Annotated in this window: 17 protein-coding genes and 1 riboswitch; of the genes, 12 read left to right on the forward strand and 5 right to left on the reverse strand. The window is 40.2% G+C overall.

Going from position 1 to position 23,507, the window contains the following annotated elements; all coding sequences use genetic code 11:
* Nucleotides 1–35: 35 nt before the first annotated feature.
* From KHA96_RS11100 to KHA96_RS11110, 3 genes are read right to left on the reverse strand one after another with little or no spacing between them, the layout of a single operon-like run.
* Nucleotides 36–2,384, reverse strand: coding sequence for a carbohydrate-binding domain-containing protein (locus KHA96_RS11100; protein WP_213129354.1), 2,349 nt, complete (start codon nucleotides 2,382–2,384; stop codon nucleotides 36–38).
* 22 nt (nucleotides 2,385–2,406) lie between these two features.
* On the reverse strand, nucleotides 2,407–3,090 hold the full coding sequence (locus tag KHA96_RS11105; RefSeq protein ID WP_213129355.1) for a DUF4956 domain-containing protein: 684 nt from the start codon (nucleotides 3,088–3,090) through the stop codon (nucleotides 2,407–2,409).
* 45 nt (nucleotides 3,091–3,135) lie between these two features.
* Nucleotides 3,136–3,828: a polyphosphate polymerase domain-containing protein gene (locus tag KHA96_RS11110; protein ID WP_213129356.1), complete on the reverse strand. Its 693-nt coding sequence runs from the start codon at nucleotides 3,826–3,828 to the stop codon at nucleotides 3,136–3,138.
* 213 nt (nucleotides 3,829–4,041) lie between these two features.
* Between KHA96_RS11110 and KHA96_RS11115 the strand changes: the two genes are divergently transcribed.
* Complete coding sequence (locus tag KHA96_RS11115) at nucleotides 4,042–4,722, forward strand: response regulator transcription factor (protein ID WP_213129357.1); 681 nt, start codon at nucleotides 4,042–4,044, stop codon at nucleotides 4,720–4,722.
* On the forward strand, nucleotides 4,706–6,133 hold the full coding sequence (locus tag KHA96_RS11120) for a HAMP domain-containing sensor histidine kinase (RefSeq protein WP_349305733.1): 1,428 nt from the start codon (nucleotides 4,706–4,708) through the stop codon (nucleotides 6,131–6,133). The genes KHA96_RS11115 and KHA96_RS11120 overlap by 17 nt, the downstream gene beginning before the upstream one ends.
* Nucleotides 6,134–6,223: 90 nt before the next feature.
* Here KHA96_RS11120 and cls read toward each other — a convergent pair whose 3' ends face one another.
* Entirely contained in the window at nucleotides 6,224–7,420 is a 1,197-nt protein-coding gene (cls, locus tag KHA96_RS11125) for a cardiolipin synthase (RefSeq protein WP_213129358.1), read from the reverse strand.
* Between the two features lie 116 nt (nucleotides 7,421–7,536).
* A riboswitch (cobalamin riboswitch) is annotated at nucleotides 7,537–7,718 on the forward strand.
* A 636-nt stretch (nucleotides 7,719–8,354) separates the two neighbouring features.
* On the opposite strand from cls, the gene ltrA reads away from it, so the two are divergent.
* The 4 genes from ltrA (at nucleotide 8,355) to KHA96_RS11145 (ending at nucleotide 13,108) form a co-directional block, all read left to right on the forward strand.
* Complete coding sequence (ltrA, locus tag KHA96_RS11130; RefSeq protein ID WP_213127439.1) at nucleotides 8,355–9,617, forward strand: group II intron reverse transcriptase/maturase; 1,263 nt, start codon at nucleotides 8,355–8,357, stop codon at nucleotides 9,615–9,617.
* A gap of 214 nt (nucleotides 9,618–9,831) precedes the next feature.
* The gene (locus tag KHA96_RS11135) at nucleotides 9,832–10,818 is read left to right on the forward strand and encodes an ABC transporter substrate-binding protein (RefSeq protein WP_213129359.1); all 987 of its coding nucleotides are present in this window, start codon (nucleotides 9,832–9,834) and stop codon (nucleotides 10,816–10,818) included.
* Nucleotides 10,802–11,839 (forward strand): FecCD family ABC transporter permease, encoded by a 1,038-nt coding sequence (locus KHA96_RS11140; RefSeq protein WP_481748238.1) that lies wholly within the window; start codon nucleotides 10,802–10,804, stop codon nucleotides 11,837–11,839. Before KHA96_RS11135 ends, KHA96_RS11140 begins: the two co-directional genes overlap by 17 nt.
* Before the next feature lie 3 nt (nucleotides 11,840–11,842).
* Nucleotides 11,843–13,108 (forward strand): ABC transporter ATP-binding protein, encoded by a 1,266-nt coding sequence (locus KHA96_RS11145; RefSeq protein WP_213129361.1) that lies wholly within the window; start codon nucleotides 11,843–11,845, stop codon nucleotides 13,106–13,108.
* A 430-nt stretch (nucleotides 13,109–13,538) separates the two neighbouring features.
* Here KHA96_RS11145 and KHA96_RS11150 read toward each other — a convergent pair whose 3' ends face one another.
* The gene (locus tag KHA96_RS11150) at nucleotides 13,539–14,426 is read right to left on the reverse strand and encodes a nuclease-related domain-containing protein (RefSeq protein ID WP_213129362.1); all 888 of its coding nucleotides are present in this window, start codon (nucleotides 14,424–14,426) and stop codon (nucleotides 13,539–13,541) included.
* 464 nt (nucleotides 14,427–14,890) lie between these two features.
* Between KHA96_RS11150 and KHA96_RS11155 the strand changes: the two genes are divergently transcribed.
* The 6 genes from KHA96_RS11155 to KHA96_RS11180 all read left to right on the forward strand — a co-directional run bounded on the left by KHA96_RS11155 (nucleotide 14,891) and on the right by KHA96_RS11180 (nucleotide 23,484).
* Nucleotides 14,891–16,609 (forward strand): methyl-accepting chemotaxis protein, encoded by a 1,719-nt coding sequence (locus KHA96_RS11155; RefSeq protein WP_213129363.1) that lies wholly within the window; start codon nucleotides 14,891–14,893, stop codon nucleotides 16,607–16,609.
* 138 nt (nucleotides 16,610–16,747) lie between these two features.
* Nucleotides 16,748–18,859 (forward strand): 4Fe-4S dicluster domain-containing protein, encoded by a 2,112-nt coding sequence (locus KHA96_RS11160; RefSeq protein WP_213129364.1) that lies wholly within the window; start codon nucleotides 16,748–16,750, stop codon nucleotides 18,857–18,859.
* Nucleotides 18,860–18,970: 111 nt separating this feature from the next.
* Nucleotides 18,971–20,167, forward strand: a complete 1,197-nt coding sequence (locus tag KHA96_RS11165) for an acetyl-CoA C-acetyltransferase (RefSeq protein WP_213129365.1) — start codon at nucleotides 18,971–18,973, stop codon at nucleotides 20,165–20,167.
* Between the two features lies 1 nt (nucleotide 20,168).
* Nucleotides 20,169–21,020, forward strand: a complete 852-nt coding sequence (locus KHA96_RS11170; protein ID WP_213129366.1) for a 3-hydroxybutyryl-CoA dehydrogenase — start codon at nucleotides 20,169–20,171, stop codon at nucleotides 21,018–21,020.
* A gap of 24 nt (nucleotides 21,021–21,044) precedes the next feature.
* A complete protein-coding gene (locus KHA96_RS11175; protein ID WP_213129367.1) occupies nucleotides 21,045–22,181 on the forward strand; it encodes an acyl-CoA dehydrogenase in 1,137 nt (378 codons plus the stop codon).
* 166 nt (nucleotides 22,182–22,347) lie between these two features.
* Nucleotides 22,348–23,484 carry an acyl-CoA dehydrogenase gene (locus KHA96_RS11180; protein ID WP_213129368.1) on the forward strand — a complete coding sequence of 379 codons (1,137 nt, stop codon included), beginning with the start codon at nucleotides 22,348–22,350 and terminating at the stop codon, nucleotides 23,482–23,484.
* The last annotated feature ends 23 nt before the right edge of the window (nucleotides 23,485–23,507 follow it).

The raw sequence follows: 23,507 nt of genomic DNA on the forward strand, positions 1-23,507 counted from the left end.
GATTTTGAAGGGATTGGCTTTTTGTTCATTATATGTTAATTGTTATTTTCCTGTTTTTCAGATGTTCGACCATCATTTTGTTCAGTTCCGAATGGATTTTGATCACCAAAACCACCACGCCCAAAAGGTGTTCCGTTCATTCCGTTGTTTGCATTTCCTTCTGTTACACCATCCTCATTCAGGTAAGTCATAACGTTTGATAATGTTAATGTAACAGATACATTGCCTTCTTCATAGTTTGCATTTTGATACAAACCATCGACATGGTCACCTGTTAAGATGCCGCCTGATTGGAATGTATAGCTTTCGTTCTGTTTTAAGTCAGGTGTACTGATCACAAGCGTTTGGAATTGTTTCTCTGGAGCGACAGCAATAATTTGTTGACCTTTTTCGTCTGTTACAAACACGTTTGTATTTGCTTCTTGGAATTCGGAATAGGTCATCATGATGGTATGTTGACTAGAGTTTTCAGAAATTCCTTGTGCCATGCCACTGCTGCCGGAAGCAACGAGAATTCCACCTTCTATAATAAATGTCTCATCGTAATCAAGAGATCCATTGCCATCATTTGTCGGTCCATACACAAGAACAGTACCGCCTGTCATTTTTATAGAAGTGTTTGAATCAAGCCCGTCACCTTTGGCATTGACATATAAATAACCTCCATTAATGAGTAATTGTCCTTCTTCAGTTGGTTGATTATTCTCTTTTTCCGTTGCAGAACTTGTATCTTTATTAGGAGAGGCTGCGTCTTGATTTTCTCGTGTTGGCGCATTGTCAGAAGGTGGCATATTTCCAAAGTTACCTGGCATTCCAAGGTCGCTGCTTCCGCCATTTACATTTACACCATCATCTTCAGAGACAACGTGGATTTTGCCGTCAGCAACCGTTATATTTACTCCTTCGATTCCTTCATAACTTTTTTCAATTGAAACATCTCCACCACTTAAGAGTACGTCTTCATCAGCATGAATCCCATCATCCCCAGTAGAAATCTTGATGGTTCCACCTGAAATGGCTACATCTTTATTACTGTGAATTGCATCATCCAATGAATCAATCTTTATTGTTCCGCCACTGACGTAAAGATTAGTTCCAGCTTTTATCCCTTTTGTACTAATGCTCTCTTCTTCGTTTTCTTCATCCGCCAGCTTTTGGGAAGAGGAAGGAGTGTTTTGCTCTTTAGATGTTTCGTTGTTTGTTTTATTAGAATCAAATGGTGATTGATTATTTCCGTTGTTTGAACCATCCCCCGCGTCTTTAGCTGGTGCGCCATCACCTTGTGTGTTACCAGGACCACGCATACTTCCATTTTCCTGAATTTGCTTCAAAACGTCTGGATGATCTTGTAGAATCGTTTGAATTTCCTCCATGCTCTTTGCTGCTTCTAATTGTTTCTTCAAGTCTTCAGAAATCTCAATTCCTTCTAAAAATCTATCTACAAAAGATCCTATGTTTTCTTGGCCGAATCCATCAAGAGGTCTTCCGCCCATGCCCTCATCGCGGGTTTCGATTGTTTCTGGACTGCCGCCGCCGGTAACGATAGTATAATCACCATCCGCTACTGCTACTGTGTTTTCAGCTTGTACACCGTCACCATCGGCTTTAATAGTAAATTTGCCATTTTCAAGGGCGATATTGCCTTTCGACTTGTTTTCGTCATTAGATGCTTTTAATCCATCTCCGCCAGAAGTTACATGAATTGTGGCATCTTTTATGGCTAATAAGTCGCGCCCAATAATCCCATCATCGACAGAAGTTACCTGGATCGTCCCACCAGTGATTTTTAAATCATCATTACTTTTTATGCCATCATTGTAATTTCCTTTAACCGTCAATGCGCCAGAACCATTGATGGTTAAGTCATCCTTACTATAGATAGCTGCTGATGGTTCGTCATTATTGTCACTTTCGTATACATAATCGTTTGCATCAGAGAGGGTATTTTCCGTTTTTTCTTCAAGAGAAATAATGGTTTTATCTGCTTGTTTTACATAAATTGGCGCAGTAGTCGATGAATTGATCGTTGCACCATTTAAAATTAAACGGACATTTCCAGCGTCTTCGGCATCGACAACAATTTGTCCATCGTCAAGTGTTCCTTTAATAACATAAGTCCCACTCGTGCGAATCAAAATTTGCTCATCTTTTACAACGGCTCCACCATTACCATCGACTGTTGCCTTTGAACCTTCTAAATGAATATAAGTAAAGTCTTCTCCTTGCCAGTCTGTATAGTCATCACTATTTTTATATGTCACTAGATTACTAATAATATTCTCCTGTTTAGTAGTGGCTGCATTAGAATTACTATTACAGCCACTGATTAGCAAGGTAGAACATAGCAATAAAGGGAGGAGATTTTTAATTTTTTTCTTAATCATATATTTCACCCTTTTGTAGAGTTTAAGCGGTAAAATTGCCGTCATAACTTAACATGACTGCAGAATGTACCCCTTTTAGTTCAGAAATATCAGCTATGATTTTAGAGTCATTATCTCGCACTCTGATTTCATAAGTTCCTTCGATTTCCTTGCCCTGTATGATTGATTTAGATTTAAGTAAAAATTTCTTTGTATTATCTTTAATGAGGCTTTCAATTTCCTCCGTAGTAATTCCTTGATCATATTTCACGACTAATAAATAAGGATTTTCTACTTTTATTTTGTTCGCAAATAATAGGATTACTGCTCCAATGATGCTGGAACCGACTACTGCTAAAATAATGAACTCGGCACCACAAAGAATTCCAACGATAAGGGACCAGAATAAATAGACTAAATCCATTGGATCTTTAATAGGCGTACGAAAACGAACGATTGACAATGCCCCGACCATACCAAGGGATAAGAGAACATTTTGACTAATCCCCATAATAACGAGAGAGGTAGCCATCGTTAAAATAATCAACGAGATATTAAAGGAATGTGAATAAATGACTCCGTTGAACGTTTTTTTATAAACGATGTAAATAAATAATCCGAGTATTAATGCGAATCCGATACTGATCACGGAATCGGTCAATGAAAATGAACTTGTCTTTTCTAAAAAACTTGATTTAAAAATGTCTGAAAAAGTAGTTGTATTCATATTTTTTCTCCTTAATGTTTTTATTGAGTTATTAATTTTACTTTTTTACCCATACATCCGACTTAATTGATACTTTGAGTATGCCTCCTGCCTCGTGTCGGATAATTGTAAAAGGAGTTTAATGACTTCAGGGATATATTCATCATATTTAACTTCTAATATGGCAAGGTTTGGTTCCAACACGTCGACCATAGGCAAATGCTTATTGAACATATCTGTGTTATTTAAACTTGATTGTACCTTCATATCGAAGGTAACTCGGACATTGCCATATGGGTATACCCAAGCTTCCCGTTCGTAATCTACGACAGTTTTCGGTTTAATCAGATGATTGTTCATTTCGAGAAACAAATCGCGAATAAGATCGCGTTCGTCGTTTTTCATCCATTGAATATCACCAACGCGAATCTTCTCATACTCTTTCCGAGTGATATTGCACTTTGATTTGAAGGTTAAGTTGTTTCGCTTACTTTTCCTTTCAAGATTAATCACACGATCACTTAAACCATATATGCGGACTCGGTATTTATCTCTATTTAAAAAACCTTCCTTTTTTTCATTCAAAATCTTATTATCAAAGTAAGTTGAACGAATTAAATATTTTCCATCTGTTCCTGCATTCGGATCACTGCGCATAAAGTGAATAAGTTTTTTTCGCAGTGTATAATATTCTGCCTTGGAAATGGCATGTTTTAACTCCTTGCGTCCATTTGGATTGAAAGAGGTTTGTATTGGCATTGTTAGATCCTCCTTTTTTTCGGCTAGTTCAGTTGAACAATTCCAAGTATATGGGGGAAATATGTCAGGTGTATGTCAAACAAAAAATTTTAAAAAAGGCGAAAAAAACTGTGCCGTATCTTTTTCATGAACTAGCACTTTGACTTTTTGCTGACGTATTTCTGTGTTAATGTTAATGAGAAAATTGGCAATTTATTAGGAGAGTAAACATATATGAAAATTTTAGTGGTGGAAGATGAATATGCGATTAGTCAAGTATTGAAAGCCTACTTACAAAAAGTAGGATATGAAGTTGTTCAAGCTTTTGATGGGGATGAAGCGATGGATAAATTCCACGAATGTTACCCAGATCTTGTTTTACTCGATGTTATGCTGCCAAATAAAGATGGTTGGGAGATTTTAAAAGAAATAAGGAATGAGAGCAATTGCCCTGTCATTATGATAACTGCGTTAGGAGATGTAAATTACCGTTTAGAAGGATTAAATATCGGAGCAGATGATTATATATCGAAGCCATTTATTGCCGATGAGGTAGTTGCACGTGTGAAAGCCGTGCTGAGACGATCTCAGGCTGACCATGATCAGCCTGTTAAACGGTTCGGGCAGTTAGAAATAAATTTAAAAGCACATCAAGTAATGGTTAAAGGGAAAAATATTACGCTCACTCCAAGAGATTTGTCCGTTCTATTATTTTTAGCAGAATATCCGAATCAAACCTTCACACGAGAGCAATTGATCGAACATATTTGGGGCTGGGATTATGATGGAAGCGATCGTGCCGTTGACTTAGCGATTAAAAGAATAAGAAAGTCATTGCAAGATTGGCCAAGTTCAGAAGGAGAAATTAAGACTCTTCGGGGATTGGGGTATCAATTAAGTGTTTATCAAAAATAATATCAAAAAAGGAAGACGCGTTTCACTACGGAGATATTGGACGAGTAGGTATTTATTAACTCTTTGTATGGGGCTTACGGTTATTGCTATTATTTCAGCCCTTTGGATTCGGCATACTACAATGGATAATCGCTTAAATTTAATGTCCTTGCTGGCAGAAAATATGGCAGATCACATTATCGCGAAAAATGACTTGGACCAAGGTGAACGCCCACCTGATTTTTTTAATGAAAGGGAAATGAGAACCGAATTAGAAATCGATCCTTTCACTTATATAGTTGATGCAGATGGTAAAATCATATCAAGTAATCGGCCTAAGGGGCCATTAGGACAGCAAATACAGCCTTCTGTATTGGAGAATGAAGATGCGTTTCAGAAATTGAACATTGATAATCAAACATTTTATGCTGTAAAATCTCCAATTGAAATCGATGATTCAGTTATTGGCTGGGTAGTGATGATGGATTCTAAAGACAAATTAACCCATGTCAATCAAGAATATACCCAGCTGGCTATTATGATTATTAGTCTCGCATTGCTCGGTTGGGCAGCAATCTTTGTTCTGTCTACACGTTTATCTAAACCAATAACAGATGTAGCGGAAGCAGCAAAACATGTAGCAGAAGGAAACTACCAGATCAATCTCTCTACTGACAGTAAAGAAAAAGAGGTTTACGAACTCATCAACTCATTTAAAGAAATGACGGCAAAATTAGAAAGGCTCGAATCTCTACGAACAGAGCTTTTGGCTGGTGTTACTCATGAATTGAAGACCCCTGTAACTTCCATAAGTGGCTTATTGCAGGCGTTGAAAGATGAAGTAGTAACGGGAGACGAGGCTAAAGAGTTTATAAATGTATCATTAAACGAAACGGAAAAAATGAAGACAATGGTAGAAGATTTGCTGGCATTTAATCAATTTGCCACGAATGCAGTCTCTGTCAATAAAGAAATTCTTAATATAAATGAAGTGGTAGAAGATGCAATCTTTGCATGGGAAATTGCTCAAAAGGAAGAAATTGAAGTTACACTATATAAACTCTTCAAGCAAGTAGAAATAAAGATGGATCCGCTTCGTTTTCAACAAATAATGGCGAATTTGCTGAACAATGCAAAACATGCGATGGAAAATAGAGGAGAAATTTACGTCTCTTTGATAGAAGAGCATGCTCATGTCTTCATTGAAGTATCCGATACAGGGGTCGGAATTCCCGAAAAAGAACAGCCGTTTATTTTTGAACGCTTCTTCCGTGGTGAAAAGAAAAAATATAAAATCAGAGGATTAGGTCTTGGATTGGCTTTAAGCAAAATGATTGCTCAAGCCCTCGGTGGAGACTTAATTTTGCTGAAGAGCTCTCCGGATGGCACAGCCTTTCGAATCATGTTGCCTAAAGGAGACGGAATAAGATAGTTAGTGATCCGAAGGCTTAATATCCACGCATTCCGCAAGAGCTATTTCTGGTCCCGTGTAGGTATGCGCTATTTTAGAAAGAGCCACTCTTCATAACAAATCTTTAATGATCCAGCCAAGCCATTCTTTCAATTTAACGCGGAAACCAACACTTTTCAACTTCTCTAAAGACATAAGATGAGAGTGAGTAATGTCTTCTCGTAGGGCTTGTTCAACATCCGCAATAAACGTTTTGTCATAAATATAACAATTAATTTCATGGTTCAATAAGATGCTTCTACGGTCAAAGTTGGCGGTCCCAATATCGCAAATTTTTCCATCTACAATTATCACTTTTGCATGGAAAAATCCCTTTTCAAATTGATAGACTTGGCCGCCGCCGGCAAGTACTCTGCGTAAATAACGAAAAGAAGCTTCCTTTACGATGGCATGGTCAGCCGTATTAGGAACTAAAACAGTAATGGATACGCCTCTTTTCAAGGCTGCTTCAAGGGAAGCCATAATAGCTTCCGTCGGTATAAAATAAGGAGTTCCAATGGAAATTGAGATTTTTGCGCTATCAATCAGTTTAAGAAGATGAGATTCTACGCCAATCCCTTCTGCTGGATAAAAGCGATGTAGCATTTCTCCGCTTTCAACAGAAGGCCCATCATGCACAGGTACTTTCTTTTTCCTTGCCCGCTCCCAGTCGACCATGAATTCATTTTGCAGATCCGAAATGCCTTCGCCTGTCACACGAATATGATAATCGCGCCACGGAGCGAGCTTCGGATCCAAGTCAATATATTCCTTGCCTATATTATAGCCGCCTAAATATCCGATACGATCGTCAATAATTGTAATTTTTCGATGGTTTCTCTGTTGTAGAGTAAAAATAAGAAATGGCAAACGTGGAACATGACAAAAGGCAATATCAATTCCACAATTGTGTGCGGCTCTAATCCACTTTTTCGGCACATGGCGGCTGCCTAGCCAATCGAGGAGCAAGCGGACTTTTACACCTTCCTTAGCCTTTTCCATTAATACATCCCAAAAAACTTGGCTAAATCGATCATTTTTTACGATGTAAAATAAAATATGAATGCTCGATTTCGCTTCTCTCAAGTCTTTAAAATAGATGTCAAATAAATCCGATCCGTTTGTAATTAGCTGAAGATGGCCCTTTCTCTTTGGATATGAACGTTTTTTCCATCTCTTTTTATGCATGTAAAGACCGAGGTGAAAATCGGCGCAGCACCATACAATGAGCAAAACTATTACGAGTAAGCTGCATATGAACCATCCCATTTCCAAACCTCCATCATTCAGAATTGCAAGTGCTGTACTTAATTATTATGACCATAAGCTTATAAAAAAGATGTAGGAATAGAAAAAAAGATGTATAATCAATGAGGATCTAATAATTACATAGCTTGGATATCGGTGCTTCTTTTATAGGGAAGCTGAAAAGGGAAGTTGGTTCAAATCCAACGCGGTCCCGCCACTGTAATTGGGAGCCTGCTGTTATACCACTGTGCACACGCATGGGAAGGAACAGCCGGCGATGAACAAAAGCCAGGAGACCTGCCGATTCCGTTGCACCAATAAACCTACGAGGATAGGGAGGTGGAGAAGAGGCAAGTTTTTTTTATTGTTGACGTACATCTCCATTATAGGGGATGTTTTTTATTGTGCGCCCAGCATGGGCGTAGTCTATAGGGTGCAAGTCCCGAACTGCGAAGGCAGAAGTAGCAGTTAGCTTAACGCAAGGGTGTCCACGGTGACGTGGAATCTGAAGGAAGCGAGCGGCAAACCTCCGGTCTGAGGAACACGAACTTCATATTAGGCTATTTACGATTGGGTGAGTTTGCAGTACAGAACAAAGCCCTTTCTGCCGAAGGTTGTATGTAGTAAATGAAGCAGATAGGTGGAGGGAAAGACTACGTTCTTACCTGGGGAGGTCTGATTGGAACGCCAAGTTCACTTGGTAACCTATCCAGTGATGGATAGCTGAACAATCAGAAGTCAGCAGAGGCCATAGTACCATTCGAACTCGAGAAGAATGGGAAGGGCTGAACAATTAAGAGAGAGCAACATCTTGGCATTCAGTAACCTGCGATGAACACAGATAACCGATAAGGCATGCTTGAAGGAGGATATGGTGAATCCCATGGGGGACTTCAAGATGGTGGAGCAGAACTGGCATAAGTGGAATCGTTGTTCACGGAAAGAGGCGTAACCAATGTTAATGGAACGAATACTGTCACGGGAAAACCTCCTTTCCGCCCTGAAAAGGGTGGAACGAAATAAAGGAAGTCATGGTGTGGATGGGATGTCCGTACAAAACCTACGAGAGCATATCAAGAAACACTGGGAATCCATGAAAATGGAACTTCTTGAGGGTACCTATACACCGCAACCCGTCCGCAGGGTCGAAATCCCGAAACCTGACGGTGGGGTGCGATTATTAGGTATCCCTACCGTAACAGACCGTCTCATTCAACAAGCAATTGCCCAAGTTTTAACGACTATATATGACCCGATGTTCTCAGACCATAGTTATGGATTTCGACCAGGTCGAAGCGCCCATGATGCGGTTAGGAAAGCAAAAGGTTATATACAGGAAGGTTATCGTTGGGTGGTTGATATCGACTTGGAGAAGTTCTTCGACAGAGTAAACCATGACAAATTAATGGGGACACTAGCGAAACGAATCGAAGATAAACGCCTGCTTAAGTTAATCCGTAAATATCTAGAATCGGGAATCATGATAAATGGCATTGTGACAACCAGTGAGGAAGGAACTCCACAAGGAGGACCTCTCAGTCCTTTACTCTCTAACATTGTCCTTGACGAATTTGACAAGAAGTTAGAGGAAAGAGGTCACAAATTTGTACGATACGCCGATGATGCTAATATCTATGTGAAAACAATGAAAGCAGGAAACCGGGTGATGGATTCCATCACCTTGTTTATAGAAGGAAAGCTTAAGCTGAAAGTTAATTTGAAAAAGTCAGCTGTAGACCGTCCTTGGAAGAGGAAATTTCTTGGATTCAGTTTTACCTTTCATAAAGAACCCAAAGTTCGGATTGCCAAAGAAAGCGTGAAACGGATGAAGAATAAAATCCGAGAAATTACCTCAAGAAAGAAACCTTATCCCATGGAATATCGAATAGAGAAACTAAACCAATATCTAATGGGATGGTGCGGATACTTCGCCCTGGCAGATACGCCAAGTGTATTCAGGGAGTTTGATTCATGGATTAGAAGAAGACTTCGGATGTGTATGTGGAAGAATTGGAAGAAACCAAGCACGAAGGTGAGGAACCTCATTAGACTTGGCGTTCCGAAAGGAAAGGCTTATGAATGGGGAAACTCACGTAGAAGTTATTGGAGAATCTCCAAAAGTCCGATACTACACAGAACCCTTGGAAACTCCTACTGGAATTCCCAAGGGCTCAAAAGTCTATTATCTCGTTACGAAACTTTGCGTCACCAATCTTAGTTGAACCGCCGTATACCGAACGGTATGTACGGTGGTGTGAGAGGTCGGGGGTTAATCACTCCCTCCTACTCGATTTTATGGCAGCATTGTTGCTGTGAATTTTAACGTTGGATTCAGAATATCCAGATGATTAATTTTCTAGATTGTGTTTTACAAAACAACAAATTTTAAGCAAACCGTCATTCTTACAACAACATAAGGGGGAACGTAATAAATGAAAAAAATATTTGGCTTTATTACTGCGCTTTTACTAGTTTTTGGCCTTTTAGCAGCGTGTGGTAATGAAGGAAATTCAAAAAATGAAGACAATAATAAACAACCTGTTTCAGAACAAACAAATGAAAATACAAATGAGGCGGAAGAAGCATTCCCGGTTACGATTAAAGATGCAAGTGATACTGATGTTGTGATCGAGAAAAAGCCTGAGAAAATTATAACACTGATACCTAGCAATACGGAGATTGTTTACGCCTTAGGCGAAGAGGAAGCATTAGTCGGTGTATCAGAAAATGATAATTATCCAGAAGAGGCAGCTGCGAAAGAGAAAGTAGCTGGAATGGAATTAAATGTGGAAAAAATTCTTTCGCTAAACCCAGATCTTGTTCTTGCACACGGATCAACTGCCACCATGTGGGAAGCGGGCCTCAAGCAGCTGAAAGATAGCGGTGTGACCGTTCTTGTTGTAAATGATGCTCAAAGCTTTGATGCTGTATATGCATCCATTGAAATGGTCGGAAAAGCGACAGGTAAAACGGCTGAAGCTGATCAACTTGTACAAGATATGAAAGCGAAATTGGATGAAATTAAAAAACAGGCTGAATCCATTTCAGATCAAAAAACGGTATTTGTTGAGGTATCCCCAGCGCCAGAGATTTATACAACTGGAAAAAATACGTTTATGAATGAAATGCTTGAAGTCATCAATGCTAAAAATGCCGTAGGTGATCAGGAAGGCTGGGTTCCGATTAATGAAGAAGCAGTCGTTGAAATAAATCCAGATACGATTATTACGACTGTCGGATATGTTGAAAATGCTGCTGAAGAGATTAAAGCACGCGTGGCTTGGAAAGATATTACGGCTGTAAAAGAAAATCAAGTTTATTTAGTAAATGAGGATCTTGTAAGTCGTTCAGGTCCGCGGATTGTTGAAGGAGTAGAGGAGCTTGCAAAAGCCATTTACCCGGATGTTTTCGGGAAATAAAAAATTAGTTTCATATGTAGTTGCGGTTGGATTTTTACTATTGGCGATCTTTCTTGGGATCGCCATCGGTGCTGTACATGTGCCGTTTAAAAATATAGCCGCCATTATATGGAGAGAAATTTTTCAAATTCAGCAAAATAATGAGGCGGATCTTTTGAGCAATATTGTTATGAACATCCGCCTTCCACGTGTAATATTGGCAGGCCTAGTTGGAGCTGCTCTTGCAATGGCAGGAGCGGCTTTCCAAGGACTGCTTCGAAATCCACTCGCGGATCCCTATACTTTAGGAGTTTCATCTGGAGCCTCTGTTGGTGCGGTCGTTGTGCTATTTTTTCAATTATCGCTCCCATTCGCTGGGATATTTACGTTGCCCATATTGAGTATAGCGGCATCCTTCATCACAATTTTCCTCGTATTATTTTTTGCAAGAACAATAGAGCCATCGTTGAAAGTGGAGACAATTATTTTAACGGGAATTATTTTCAGCTCGTTTCTTGGAGCAGTACTTTCTTTAATGATCGCTCTTTCTGGAGAAGAATTAAGACAAATTATCGGCTGGCTGCTTGGAAGCGTATCGATGCGTGGTTGGAGTTACGTCCGAATTATTCTGCCTTTCTTTATAATCGGAGGATTTATTCTCATGATGAATGTCAGGGAACTAAATGCGATGTCTTTTGGCGAGGATCGGGCAAAGTATCTCGGGGTGAATGTAGAACGGAGAAAACTGGCGATTTTACTTGCCGGCTCACTACTTACGGGTGCCGCCGTCGCTGTGTCGGGAACAATTGGCTTTGTTGGACTCGTTATCCCGCATTTCGTGAGGATGCTTTCGGGGCCCGATCATAAACACTTATTACCATTGTCCATATTCGTCGGAGCAGGATTTCTTATTTTGGCAGATTTAGTCGCGAGGACAATCATTCAACCAGCGGAGCTGCCAATCGGCGTCATCACTGCCTTAATAGGAGCACCGGCATTTGCAGGGATTTTAGTGAAAAGACGTATGGAAAGAAGGGGATAGAAAATGCTTCAAGTGAATGGCTTATATGGAGGCTACCCCGGATTTACAGTCTTGAATGATGTTTCTTTTTCGGTAGAGTCCGGCGAGCTTTTCGGCATTCTTGGACCGAATGGAAGTGGGAAAACGACGTTATTGAAAATGATTAGTGGATTGCTTTCCCCTGATCAAGGGGAAATTTTTATAAATGCTAAACCTCTTCAAAACTACTCGGCTAAAGAATTAGCAAAAATCACCGCGGTATTGCCGCAAGTATCTTCGGAAGTATTTGCTTATACAGTTCGGGAGACCGTTTCATTAGGACGCTATGCTCATCAACGAGGATGGCTGAGCCGCAATGATGAGGTTGATGAAAAAATAATTGACGAAGCAATGGCATTAACGGGAGTTGGAGTATTTCAAGATAAATTATTGCACGAGCTCTCAGGTGGAGAACGGCAACGAGTTTTTCTCGCTCAAGCTCTTGCCCAACAACCGAAAATTTTGCTATTGGACGAGCCGACCAATCATTTAGATTTATCATTTCAAAAAGATTTATTGGATTTATTGAAAAAGTGGACGCGGGATCAAGGCCTGACTGTAGTCTCTATTTTTCATGATTTAAATCTTGCCAGTCTTTATTGTGATAAACTTCTTCTCTTAGATAAGGGAAGAATTCGTTCTATTGGAGAAGTGGAAGAGGTTTTGAAGAAAGAGAGAATTCAGGAAGTGTACGAAACAAGCATAGATTTCCACCCGCACCCAAAAATGCCGAAACCGCAAATGGCTTTAATTCCTGAAGATGGTGAGATGGACGATTTTTATATAGACCAATCTCTGCTGAAAATAAACGAAGACTATGCCGAACTCATTTCGCCGACGCCTTTAAAAGTGATGGCGTCATCCTTGCATGGAGCTGGAATTGGTTGGCATACAAAGTTCATCAAGTATTTTTCCAAAGAGCCTCCTGTATTAGATAAAGCGGTCTTGATGCCCGCCAAGGGTCGTGAACTGATTAAGTACGGCACATACCAACACATTTTTGTAATGGTTTCTTCTGGAGAGGAGCAGGGACATATCAATCTATGCCTATTCGTAAATGGGATCATCACCGACGAAGCATTCCTCAAAGGAATCATAGCGGCAAGCGAAGAGAGAGCACTCGCCGCAGAAGAGGGTGTGGGAGGAGCGATTGTTGTTGCTGCTTCGCAAAAAGGAATGCGAATTGATGACGACGTGCTGGTTGCGGATATACGGAGAGGTGTGCGGGAAACTGCAAGCAAGTTGAAATGAATACGATTTTGTCACCATATATTATAACCTCAATCCTAAAACAGAAGAAGTGCGGATTCAAGAAAGCTAATCGTGCCCTTGTCCATGTGAAAGTAAGCAGTAAGGTCACGAATAGGATGTAATCGTGCCCTTGCCTATGTAAAAGTAAGCAGTAAGGTCACGAATAGGGTGTAATCGTGCCCTTGGCCATGTGAAAGTAAGCAGTAAGGTCACGAATAGAGTGTAATCGTGCCCTTGATCATGTAAAAGTAGTCATTGAGGTCACGAATAGAGAATCATCATGCCTATGCACATGGAAAAAAGAAATAGGATCACGATTATGATAACATCGTGATCTTATCGTAAAAATATATGTAACAGTCAAATTAAACGCTTTTATCCAGCTCTTTTGTTGGGGGAAATGAATAACGACAAATATATTTTTATATAATTATGGATAAACATAATATGAACTTCTCCCATGATAAAATACCTTTAAAAATTTCATTAGAATTCTTCTAATTGCTTTCATAGAAATTTGTGAATCACACCATTCATGCACAATTTTTGTTGTAATTTTATTATCCGGAAAAAGAATTCTAAAGTCTTCAACGCTTCGCATAATTGCGGCTTCAACCCCCTCTTTGCATCCACATTCGTTACACATCATTTCCTTTTTTCCCAAACCAACCACAACCATAAATGAGTAGCATGACTTACAAGTGACTCCTTTTTTTAGTCGCTCAAATTCAAAATCGGGTAGTTGTTTATGTGGAAATACCTTTACATGATCCTTCATTATTTGCTCTGCTAACTGGAAGTGATAATTGCTTAACTTTGTTGGCATGGATTGAAGTTGATTAATGAAGCGGTTGACCTGTGTTGGGAGAACAATAGATTGATGACGAGGAGCTTCATATAAGGTGAATTCGGGGTTAACAAAGATGAGGAATTCTTTGATGGGCAAGTGATGAATGTCTAAATCCTGAAGATAACGCCGAAATAAGGATGTGCATCTAGATAATTGGGGGAATGGATTTTGTATTTCCTTATCAGTTGCAACTGAGTACCATTTATTTTCTTTAATAAAAAAATCACCTTCATAATTTTTCACATCGCAAAGGTAAATGGTGTTATGAAAAAATAGTAGAGTATCAATCTGGAAAAATGTGTTGTTGTTTTTAAGAAGTATGTCGTTCATTAAGAGAAAGTCACCAATTAATAAAGCGTTGAAATTTTTCTCACCTTCATAGCCTTTTTCGAGGTTTAGATAATGCAGCTTTTCTTTAGGAGCCAACATCATACGGCTGTTTAAAATCCTATATTGTTTCAATTCCAATGGTTCAACGAGAGGCTTAATAATAAACATGTCCCACTTCCTTTGTTATAAAAATGTTTTCAACACAATCATAGGAAAGATCGTGCTTCTATTCAAGCCTTTTATTGCATATGCCTAACGCACTATGAAAAAAATGCAGAATATTGTTGTATCTCTATGTAAAATCTTTTATACTCCAAAAGTAGTGGTTAATTTTTCCTGTGTAAAAAACTGAAGTTTGAGCTTTTATTATACAAAGGGATGCAAAACCGCCAAAATTCCTAGTAATTTTATAAAGGGAACAATGAGTTAACTATTCTATTCAACTAGAATAGTCATTTTTTGTTTATCTTTGAAGAGGTGATTTAAAAATAGTTGGCTTATTAATATGTTATGTCAGGCGAAACTTGATCTAATGGATTAGTCTGAAGTATTTAAAATTATTTTGAGAAGGTGTCAAGTTGAATTTATTATCATCCATTAAAATGAAACTGATTACAATTTCTTTTTTGCTTTTAACTATACCACTACTTATTACTGGAGCATTAGCGTATCAAAAAAGTGCTTCTAGTTTAGATGACCTTGGTGCTACTAATTTAAAAAATAGTGTAGAGATGACCATCTCAATGATTGAAATGGTGAATAAAGAAGTGGCGAAGGGAAATATTTCACTGGAGGACGCACAGGAAGAGGTAAAAGAGGCCATTTTAGGTGAAAAAAATGCAGATGGAACGAGACCAATCAATCCAAATCTAGATTTAGGAGAAAATGGCTATATGTTCGTCGTTGACAAAAATGGTTTAGATATAGCATCTCCGAATACAGAGGGTCAAAACTTTTGGGATTCTGAAGATGTCAATGGAGTAAAGTTTATTCAGGATTTGATTAGTGTTGGAAATGATGGTGGTGGCTTAACAAGCTATAGTTGGGCATTGCCAAATGATCCGGATAAGGTTATGCCTAAAATCGCTTATTCAAAAACTGACCCGTATTGGAATTGGACAGTTAGCGCAAGCACATATATGCTCGATTTCAACAAACCGGCAAAAGAAATCCTAAATTTAGTTTTGCTTGTTGTGGGAATTACTTTAGTAATTGGTATTTTTATCATTTGGTTATTTTCAACAAGTATTGCAAAGCCAATTAACAAAGTATCGGAACACATGCACCACCTAGCAAACGGAAATCTATCACAAGCATCATTACAAGTAAAATCTAAAGATGAAGTTGGGCGTCTGGCAAACGCCATGAATTATATGCAAAGCCGATTAAAGGAAATGATAAAAAGTGTGTCAACTGCATCGGAAACCATTACAAGTCAAAGCGAAGAATTCACTCAATCCGCTAATGAGGTAAAAGAGGGTGGGGAACAAATCGCATCAACTATGCAGGAACTGTCTTCAGGCGCAGAGTCTCAAGCCCACAGTGCAACAGAGCTGACTGAAATGATGGAGAATTTTAATCTTAAAGTCGTGGAAGCGAATGAAAACGGTGAAGACATACTAAAAACTTCCGATGAAGTATTGGTGATGACGGAAGAAGGACGAGTTTTAATGGATCAGTCCGTTAAACAAATGGAAAATATCCATCAAAAGGTAACAACAGCAGTCAAAAATGTACAAGGACTTAATAATCAAACAAAAGAAATTTCCCAGCTTGTTCAAGTCATTCAAGAAATTGCCGCTCAAACGAATCTATTATCATTAAATGCGGCCATTGAAGCAGCGAGGGCAGGCGAGCAAGGGAAAGGATTTGCAGTAGTTGCTACTGAAGTACGGAAATTAGCGGAGCAAGTTTCGAATTCAGTGAGTGAGATTACGAATATCGTAGATCGAATTATTCACGGTTCCAATGAAGCAGTTGTTTCTTTGCAATCCAGTTATGAAGAAGTAGAAAATGGAACGAATCAAATAAAAGTAACGGGTCAAACATTTGGAAATATTAATGAATTTGTAACCAATATGGTAAGCAAGGCGCAGACCATTTCTGCCAATCTTAAAGAATTGACCGAGAATAGCGGAGAAATGAATAAATCGATCGAAGAGGTCGCCGCTGTAGCAGAAGAATCGGCAGCGGGAGTTGAACAAGCAGCTGCATCTGCCCAGCAATCAAGCAGTTCAATGGAGGAAATAGCAAGAGGCGCAGAAGATTTAGCCGCTTTGGCAGAACAATTAAATAGTGAGGTTAGTCATTTTAAATTGTAATCCAAAAAAGTTCTGGGATAATTCCCGGAGCTTTTTTCATAGTAATCTATTAAGGGTATTTTTAATCTTGACTGAATGCTCATTCATTATATAATGAAAGTAATCAAAGTTCGGAAATGCCGGAAGGGAGTGCGGGCGATGGAAATATTATTTTGGGTCAATTGGCTTGCGTTTTTATTTGTAACCGCTTACGCCGTTTCTTTATTCGTATATGTTGTCAGAACACGGATTACGTATATTAAACTCGGGAAAAAAGCAGAGTTTCATAATGATGTGAAAGCACGCTTAAACAATATTTGGGTCAATGTATTTGGTCAGAAAAAATTGTTAAAAGATAAAAAGAGCGGTTTGATTCATGTCATGTTTTTTTACGGATTTATCCTTGTTCAGTTCGGTGCAATTGATTTTATTTGGAAAGGTCTTGCACCAGGTTCTCATCTTCCTCTCGGTCCTCTTTATCCAGGTTTTAAATTTTTCCAAGAAATTGTGACGCTTATTATTTTAGTAGCTGTTGTGTGGGCTTTTTATAGGCGCTATATTGAAAAATTAGCGCGATTAAAACGTGGATTTTATGCCGGTCTCGTTTTGCTTTTTATTGGGGGGCTCATGCTTTCGGTTTTACTCGGAAATGGGATGTCTCTTTTATGGAATGAAGAGTCTCTCACATGGACGGAACCAGTTGCATCGGGAATTGCGGCTCTTTTTAGCTGGATTGGGCCGGCGATAGCCGCAGTCATATTTTATATTTCTTGGTGGGTGCATTTGCTGCTTTTACTCGCCTTTCTCGTGTATGTTCCTCAATCAAAGCATGCCCATTTAATTGCGGGCCCCGCCAATGTATATCTGGAGCCGCTTGATGGTGGAAAAAAACTCGCGCCAATTGACTTTGAAGACGAAACTCAAGAAAGCTTTGGTGTTGGGAAAATAAATGAATTTACGGATCTCCAGCTAGTTGATTTATATGCTTGTGTAGAATGTGGCCGCTGTACGAATATGTGTCCAGCTTCGGGAACAGGAAAAATGCTGTCTCCTATGCATATTATGACAAAATTGCGTGATCATCTCACAAATTATGGTGCAGCTGTCACGCAAAAACAACCATGGGTTCCTACTATTGCCTTTGCAGGTACGATTGGAAATCAGCTAGCGAAAGCGGCTAAAGGGCAAGGAGTTGAAGAAGCAGCTGCTGCCTTAAACTATGAACCTAGCATGATTGGTGAAATCATCACAGAAGAGGAACTATGGGCTTGTACGACATGCCGCAATTGTGAGGACCAATGCCCAGTTATGAATAAACATGTAAGCCACATCATCGACATGCGCCGTTATCTTGTGCTGACAGAAGGAAAAATAGATCCAGATGCACAGCGTGCCATGCAAAATATAGAAAGACAAGGAAATCCATGGGGTCTCAACCGCAAGGAAAAAGAAAACTGGCGTGATGCTCGCGAAGATGTATTTGTACCAACGATAAAAGAAATGAAAAAAGCGGGAGAAGAATTTGAATATTTATTCTGGGTCGGCTCGATGGGCGCCTTTGATAATCGCAGCCAAAAAATTGCACTCTCTTTTGCGAAGCTGTTAAATGAAGCAGAAGTTTCATTTGCCATTCTCGGAAATAAGGAGAAAAATTCAGGCGATACGCCGCGCCGCCTTGGAAATGAGTTTTTATTCCAAGAACTTGCGACAGCTAATATTGCCGAATTCGAAAAAAATGACGTGAAGAAAATCGTAACGATCGACCCGCACGCATATAATATTTTTAAAAATGAATATCCCGATTTTGGATTCAAAGCTGAAGTGTATCATCATACTGAGCTCCTTGACCAATTAGTTAAGAAAGGACGTTTACAACCACGTTATTCGGTCAAGGAAAAAATAACATTCCATGATTCTTGCTATCTAGGACGTTATAACGAAGTGTATGATCCACCGAGGGAAATCTTGAAAGCCATTCCTGGCGTCACACTTATGGAAATCGAACGCAATCGTGAAAATGCGATGTGCTGTGGAGCAGGTGGAGGCTTGATGTGGATGGAAGAAGATGCAGACAAACGAGTGAATGTGGCTAGAACAGAACAAGCTCTTGCTGTAAATCCATCTATTATTAGTTCAGGTTGCCCATATTGTTTGACGATGCTTTCAGATGGAACGAAAGCGAAGGAAGTAGAAGACACGGTAAAAACGTATGATGTAGCGGAATTATTGGAAAAAGCAGTATTTGGAATGGAATCAGAACTAGTTTCTTAGCACATAAGCGCTTCGTTTTGAAGCGCTTATGTTAAATATGAAAATTGAGCGAGCGTTCAGTCAAGGAGTTTGAAAGCGTTTACAAATTTCTGTTGAAAAGGAGAATGGTTCATGGCAAAAACAGTCATTCTTGCAGGAGCACGTACCCCTTTTGGAAAATTTGGAGGAGCTCTTAGTTCATTAACGGCTTCCGAACTTGGAGGCATTGCAGTAAAAGAGGCTATGTTAAGAGCTAATGTCCCGCCTGAAGAAGTACAGGAGGTCATACTAGGGACAGTTTTACAAGGTGGACAGGGACAGCTCCCATCACGGCAGGCCGCTCGGAACGCGGGAATACCTTGGAGGGTCAAAACAGAAACAATCAATAAAGTATGTGCCTCTGGAATAAGGGCGGTCACACTTGCTGACCAAATCATTCGGTTAGGGGACGAAGAGGTGATAGTAGCTGGTGGAATGGAATCGATGTCCAATGCCCCTTATATGTTGCCGAACGCAAGATGGGGCTACAAAATGGGTGATGCTGCTTTAGTCGACTTGCTTACTCATGATGGTCTCACTTGCTCATTCGCCAACGTCCACATGGGAACGTACGGAAATCAGACGGCAAGAGAATTCGAGATTACGAGGGAAGAGCAGGATGAATGGGCATTTGCGAGCCATGAAAGAGCGGTAAAAGCAATGGAGTCTGGAAAGCTAGCTGAGGAAATCGTGGAAGTTCAAATACCACAGAGAAAAGGCAATCCGTTAATCATAAAAGATGATGAGGCGCCGCGTAAGGATACGACGTTAGAAAAGTTGGTGACGCTTAAGCCAGTTTTTGATAAAAATGGAACGATTACAGCAGGAAATGCTCCAGGAGTGAATGACGGTGCTGCAGCACTTGTGTTAATGAATGAGGAACGTGCAAAGAGGGAAGGCAGGCAGTCTCTCGCCCAGATTATTGGGTCTGCGGAAATAGCTGTAGAAGCGAAGGATTTTCCGCAAACACCTGGACTTGTCATCAATGAACTTTTAAAAAAGACAGGAAAAAACATTGAAGACATCGACCTTTTTGAAATTAATGAAGCCTTTGCAGCCGTAGCTCTAACAAGTAATAAAATTGCAGGTCTGCCTCCTGAAAAGGTGAACGTGAATGGTGGTGCGGTTGCACTTGGACATCCAATTGGAGCTAGCGGAGCGAGAATTATTTTAACATTAGCGTACGAATTGAAAAGACGTGGAGGCGGACTAGGCATCGCTTCGATATGTTCTGGAGGTGGTCAAGGCGATGCTATCTTAATCGAAGTGCCAAAGGCGGTGGAATCTTAATATGGAAATTAAAACAGTGATGGTCGTTGGTGCGGGACAAATGGGTTCGGGAATTGCCCAAGTATGTGCACTCGCTGGATATAACGTATTTTTGAATGATTTGTCCGAATCATTAGTTGAAAAGGGTCACGGCGGTATCGCAAAAAATTTGAATCGGCAAGTAGAAAAAGGAAGGATGACAGAATTAGAGAAAGAAAACGTGCTGGGAAATTTAAGATTATCCATTAATTTAAACGATGCGCAAAACGTAGATATCATCATTGAAGCAGCCACTGAAAATATGGACGTGAAAAAGAAGATCTTCGCTAGGCTAGATGAAATTGTACCACAGTATGCAATTCTCGCTTCCAACACATCTTCACTTCCGATCACAGAAATCGCCGCCGCTACAGCTCGGCCAGAACAAGTCATCGGCATGCATTTTATGAATCCAGTTCCAGTTATGAAACTAGTAGAAATTATCCGCGGTCTAGCGACAGCAGATAAAGTGTATGAAACGGTCGAATCAATGGCGAAAACCCTTGGCAAGATCCCGGTCGAAGTGAATGATTTTCCAGGTTTCGTTTCGAATCGCATCCTCATGCCAATGATCAATGAGGCCATCTACACTCTTTATGAAGGTGTAGCAACGAAGGAAGCGATTGATGAGGTGATGAAGCTCGGAATGAACCATCCGATGGGTCCACTAACACTTGCTGATTTTATCGGCTTGGACACTTGTCTCTATATTATGGAAACCTTGCATGAAGGCTTTGGCGACGACAAATATCGTCCGTGTCCGTTATTAAGAAAATATGTAAAGGCAGGTTGGCTCGGTAAAAAGACAGGGCGTGGTTTTTACGAATACGGCTAATTCCTTAAATCGAGGAGGTCTACTATGAGATTTCAATTGACTGAACAACAGCTGATGATGAGGAATATGGTTCGTGATTTTGCAGAAAAAGAAATAGCCCCTCTTGTTGTAAAAATGGAAGCTGGAGAGTTTCCACGGGAGGTTTTGAAAAAAATGGGGCCTCTCGGTTTAATGGGAATCACGATCCCTGAAAAATATGGCGGTTCGGAAATGGATTTTATCTCTTATATTATTGCGATTCATGAGATATCAAAAATTAGTGCGACTATGGGAGTCATTTTATCTGTTCACACGTCTGTCGGTACAAACCCGATTGTTTATTTTGGAACGGACGAACAAAAGCAAAAATATGTAACTAAGCTTGCAGGCGGAGAGTATTTAGGAGCTTTTTCGCTTACTGAACCAAATGCAGGATCGGATGCTGCCAATATAAAGACTCGTGCAGTTCACGTCAATGGGCATTACAAGTTAAATGGAACAAAAGCCTTCGTTTCGAATGGCGGAGAAGCAGATCTCTATATTGTATTTGCGATAACGGATCTAAACGCTGGTAGCAGAGGAATGTCGGCGTTTATCGTGGAAAAGAATACGCCGGGCTTAATAATCGGAAAAGACGAGAAAAAAATGGGCCTTCACGGGTCAAGAACGGTCCAATTAATGTTTGAGGACGCGTTGGTGCCAATTGCAAACAGACTGGGTGAAGAAGGAGAAGGCTTTAAAATTGCTCTTTCTAATTTAAATATCGGTCGAATTGGCATTGCCGCTCAAGCGCTTGGGATAGCAGAAGCAGCCTTTGAAGCAGGGGTAAAATATGCGGGAGAACGCAAACAATTCGGAAAGCCGATCGCAGAACAACAAGGCATTGCGTTCAAGCTTTCAAATATGGCGACAGCCGTTGAAAGCTCACGTCTCCTCGTATACCAGGCAGCCGATTTGTGGGGAAGAGGAATCCCATGTGGAAAAGAAGCATCCATGGCCAAACTATTCGCTTCAAAAACAGCCGTGGAGATTGCAACAGAAGCTATACAAGTATTTGGCGGATACGGCTATACTGAGGACTATCCAGTCGAGCGCTATTTCCGCGATGCCAAAATCACCGAAATTTACGAAGGCACTAGTGAAATCCAGCGCATTGTTATCGCGAAACATCTCCTAAAATAGCATGGAAAAGTGGGTAAAATGGATTTTCAACAATCCCATCTAGTTCAGAATTTCATCAATTAATAATCCAAATCAGAATTCCACCAATTAACGATAAATTATAATCAATCCAGTTTCAAAGTTCCCTTTATTAACATAAAAGTCCTGCAATTGAGGAGGAAAAAAGATGAATTTTCGATTAAGTGAAGAGCATGAAATGATTCGGAAGATGGTCCGGGAATTTGCTGAGAATGAAGTAGCGCCGACCGCAGCGGAAAGAGATGAAGAAGAACGTTTTGATTTAAATATATTTGAAAAAATGGCAGAGCTCGGATTAACGGGGATTCCTTGGCCGGAGGAATATGGGGGAATTGGGAGCGATTATTTAGCGTATTGTATCGCCGTTGAGGAGTTATCAAGGGTGTGCGCGTCAACAGGCGTTACACTTTCCGCCCATACATCACTTGCTGGTTGGCCAGTATATAAGTTCGGTACGGAAGAACAGAAACAAAAATATTTGCGGCCCATGGCGGAAGGAACAAAAATAGGAGCTTACGGACTTACTGAGCCAGGATCTGGATCTGACGCAGGAGGAATGAAAACAGCAGCCATCCTTGACGGTGAGAACTATATATTAAACGGCTCAAAAATTTTCATCACGAACGGCGGCATTGCCGACATTTATATCGTTTTTGCGTTAACGAATCCGAATGATAAACGGAGTACGACTGCCTTTATCATTGAAAAAGATTTTGAAGGCTTCTCCGTTGGGAAAAAAGAGAAAAAGCTAGGTATTCGCTCGTCTCCAACAACGGAAATTATTTTTCAAGACTGTAAGGTCCCTGTCCAAAATGTCCTTGGTGAAGTGGGGCAAGGCTTTAAAATTGCGATGATGACTCTGGATGGTGGACGAAATGGAATTGCCGCTCAGGCAGTCGGTATCGCTCAAGGTGCGTTAGATGCAGCAATCGCCTATGCAAAAGAACGAAAACAATTCGGGAAGCCGATTGTTGAAAACCAAGGAATCTCTTTTAAGCTTGCGGATATGGCGACATCGATTGAGGCATCTCGCCTCCTCACCTATCAAGCAGCATGGTTGGAATCAGCAGGTCTTCCATATGGCAAGGAATCCGCTATGTCAAAGTTAATGGCGGGGGACACAGCAATGAAAGTGACGACAGAAGCCGTTCAAATTTTTGGTGGATACGGATATACGAAGGACTATCCAGTAGAAAGATACATGCGGGATGCAAAAATCACTCAAATTTATGAAGGGACTCAAGAAATTCAGCGTCTCGTTATTTCACGGATGCTGACGAAATAAAAGTTTGTACGTCGCTAAACGGG

Origin of the sequence: Bacillus sp. FJAT-49711, assembly GCF_018343715.1 — a bacterium.
Lineage (GTDB): Bacteria > Bacillota > Bacilli > Bacillales > Bacillaceae_C > Lederbergia.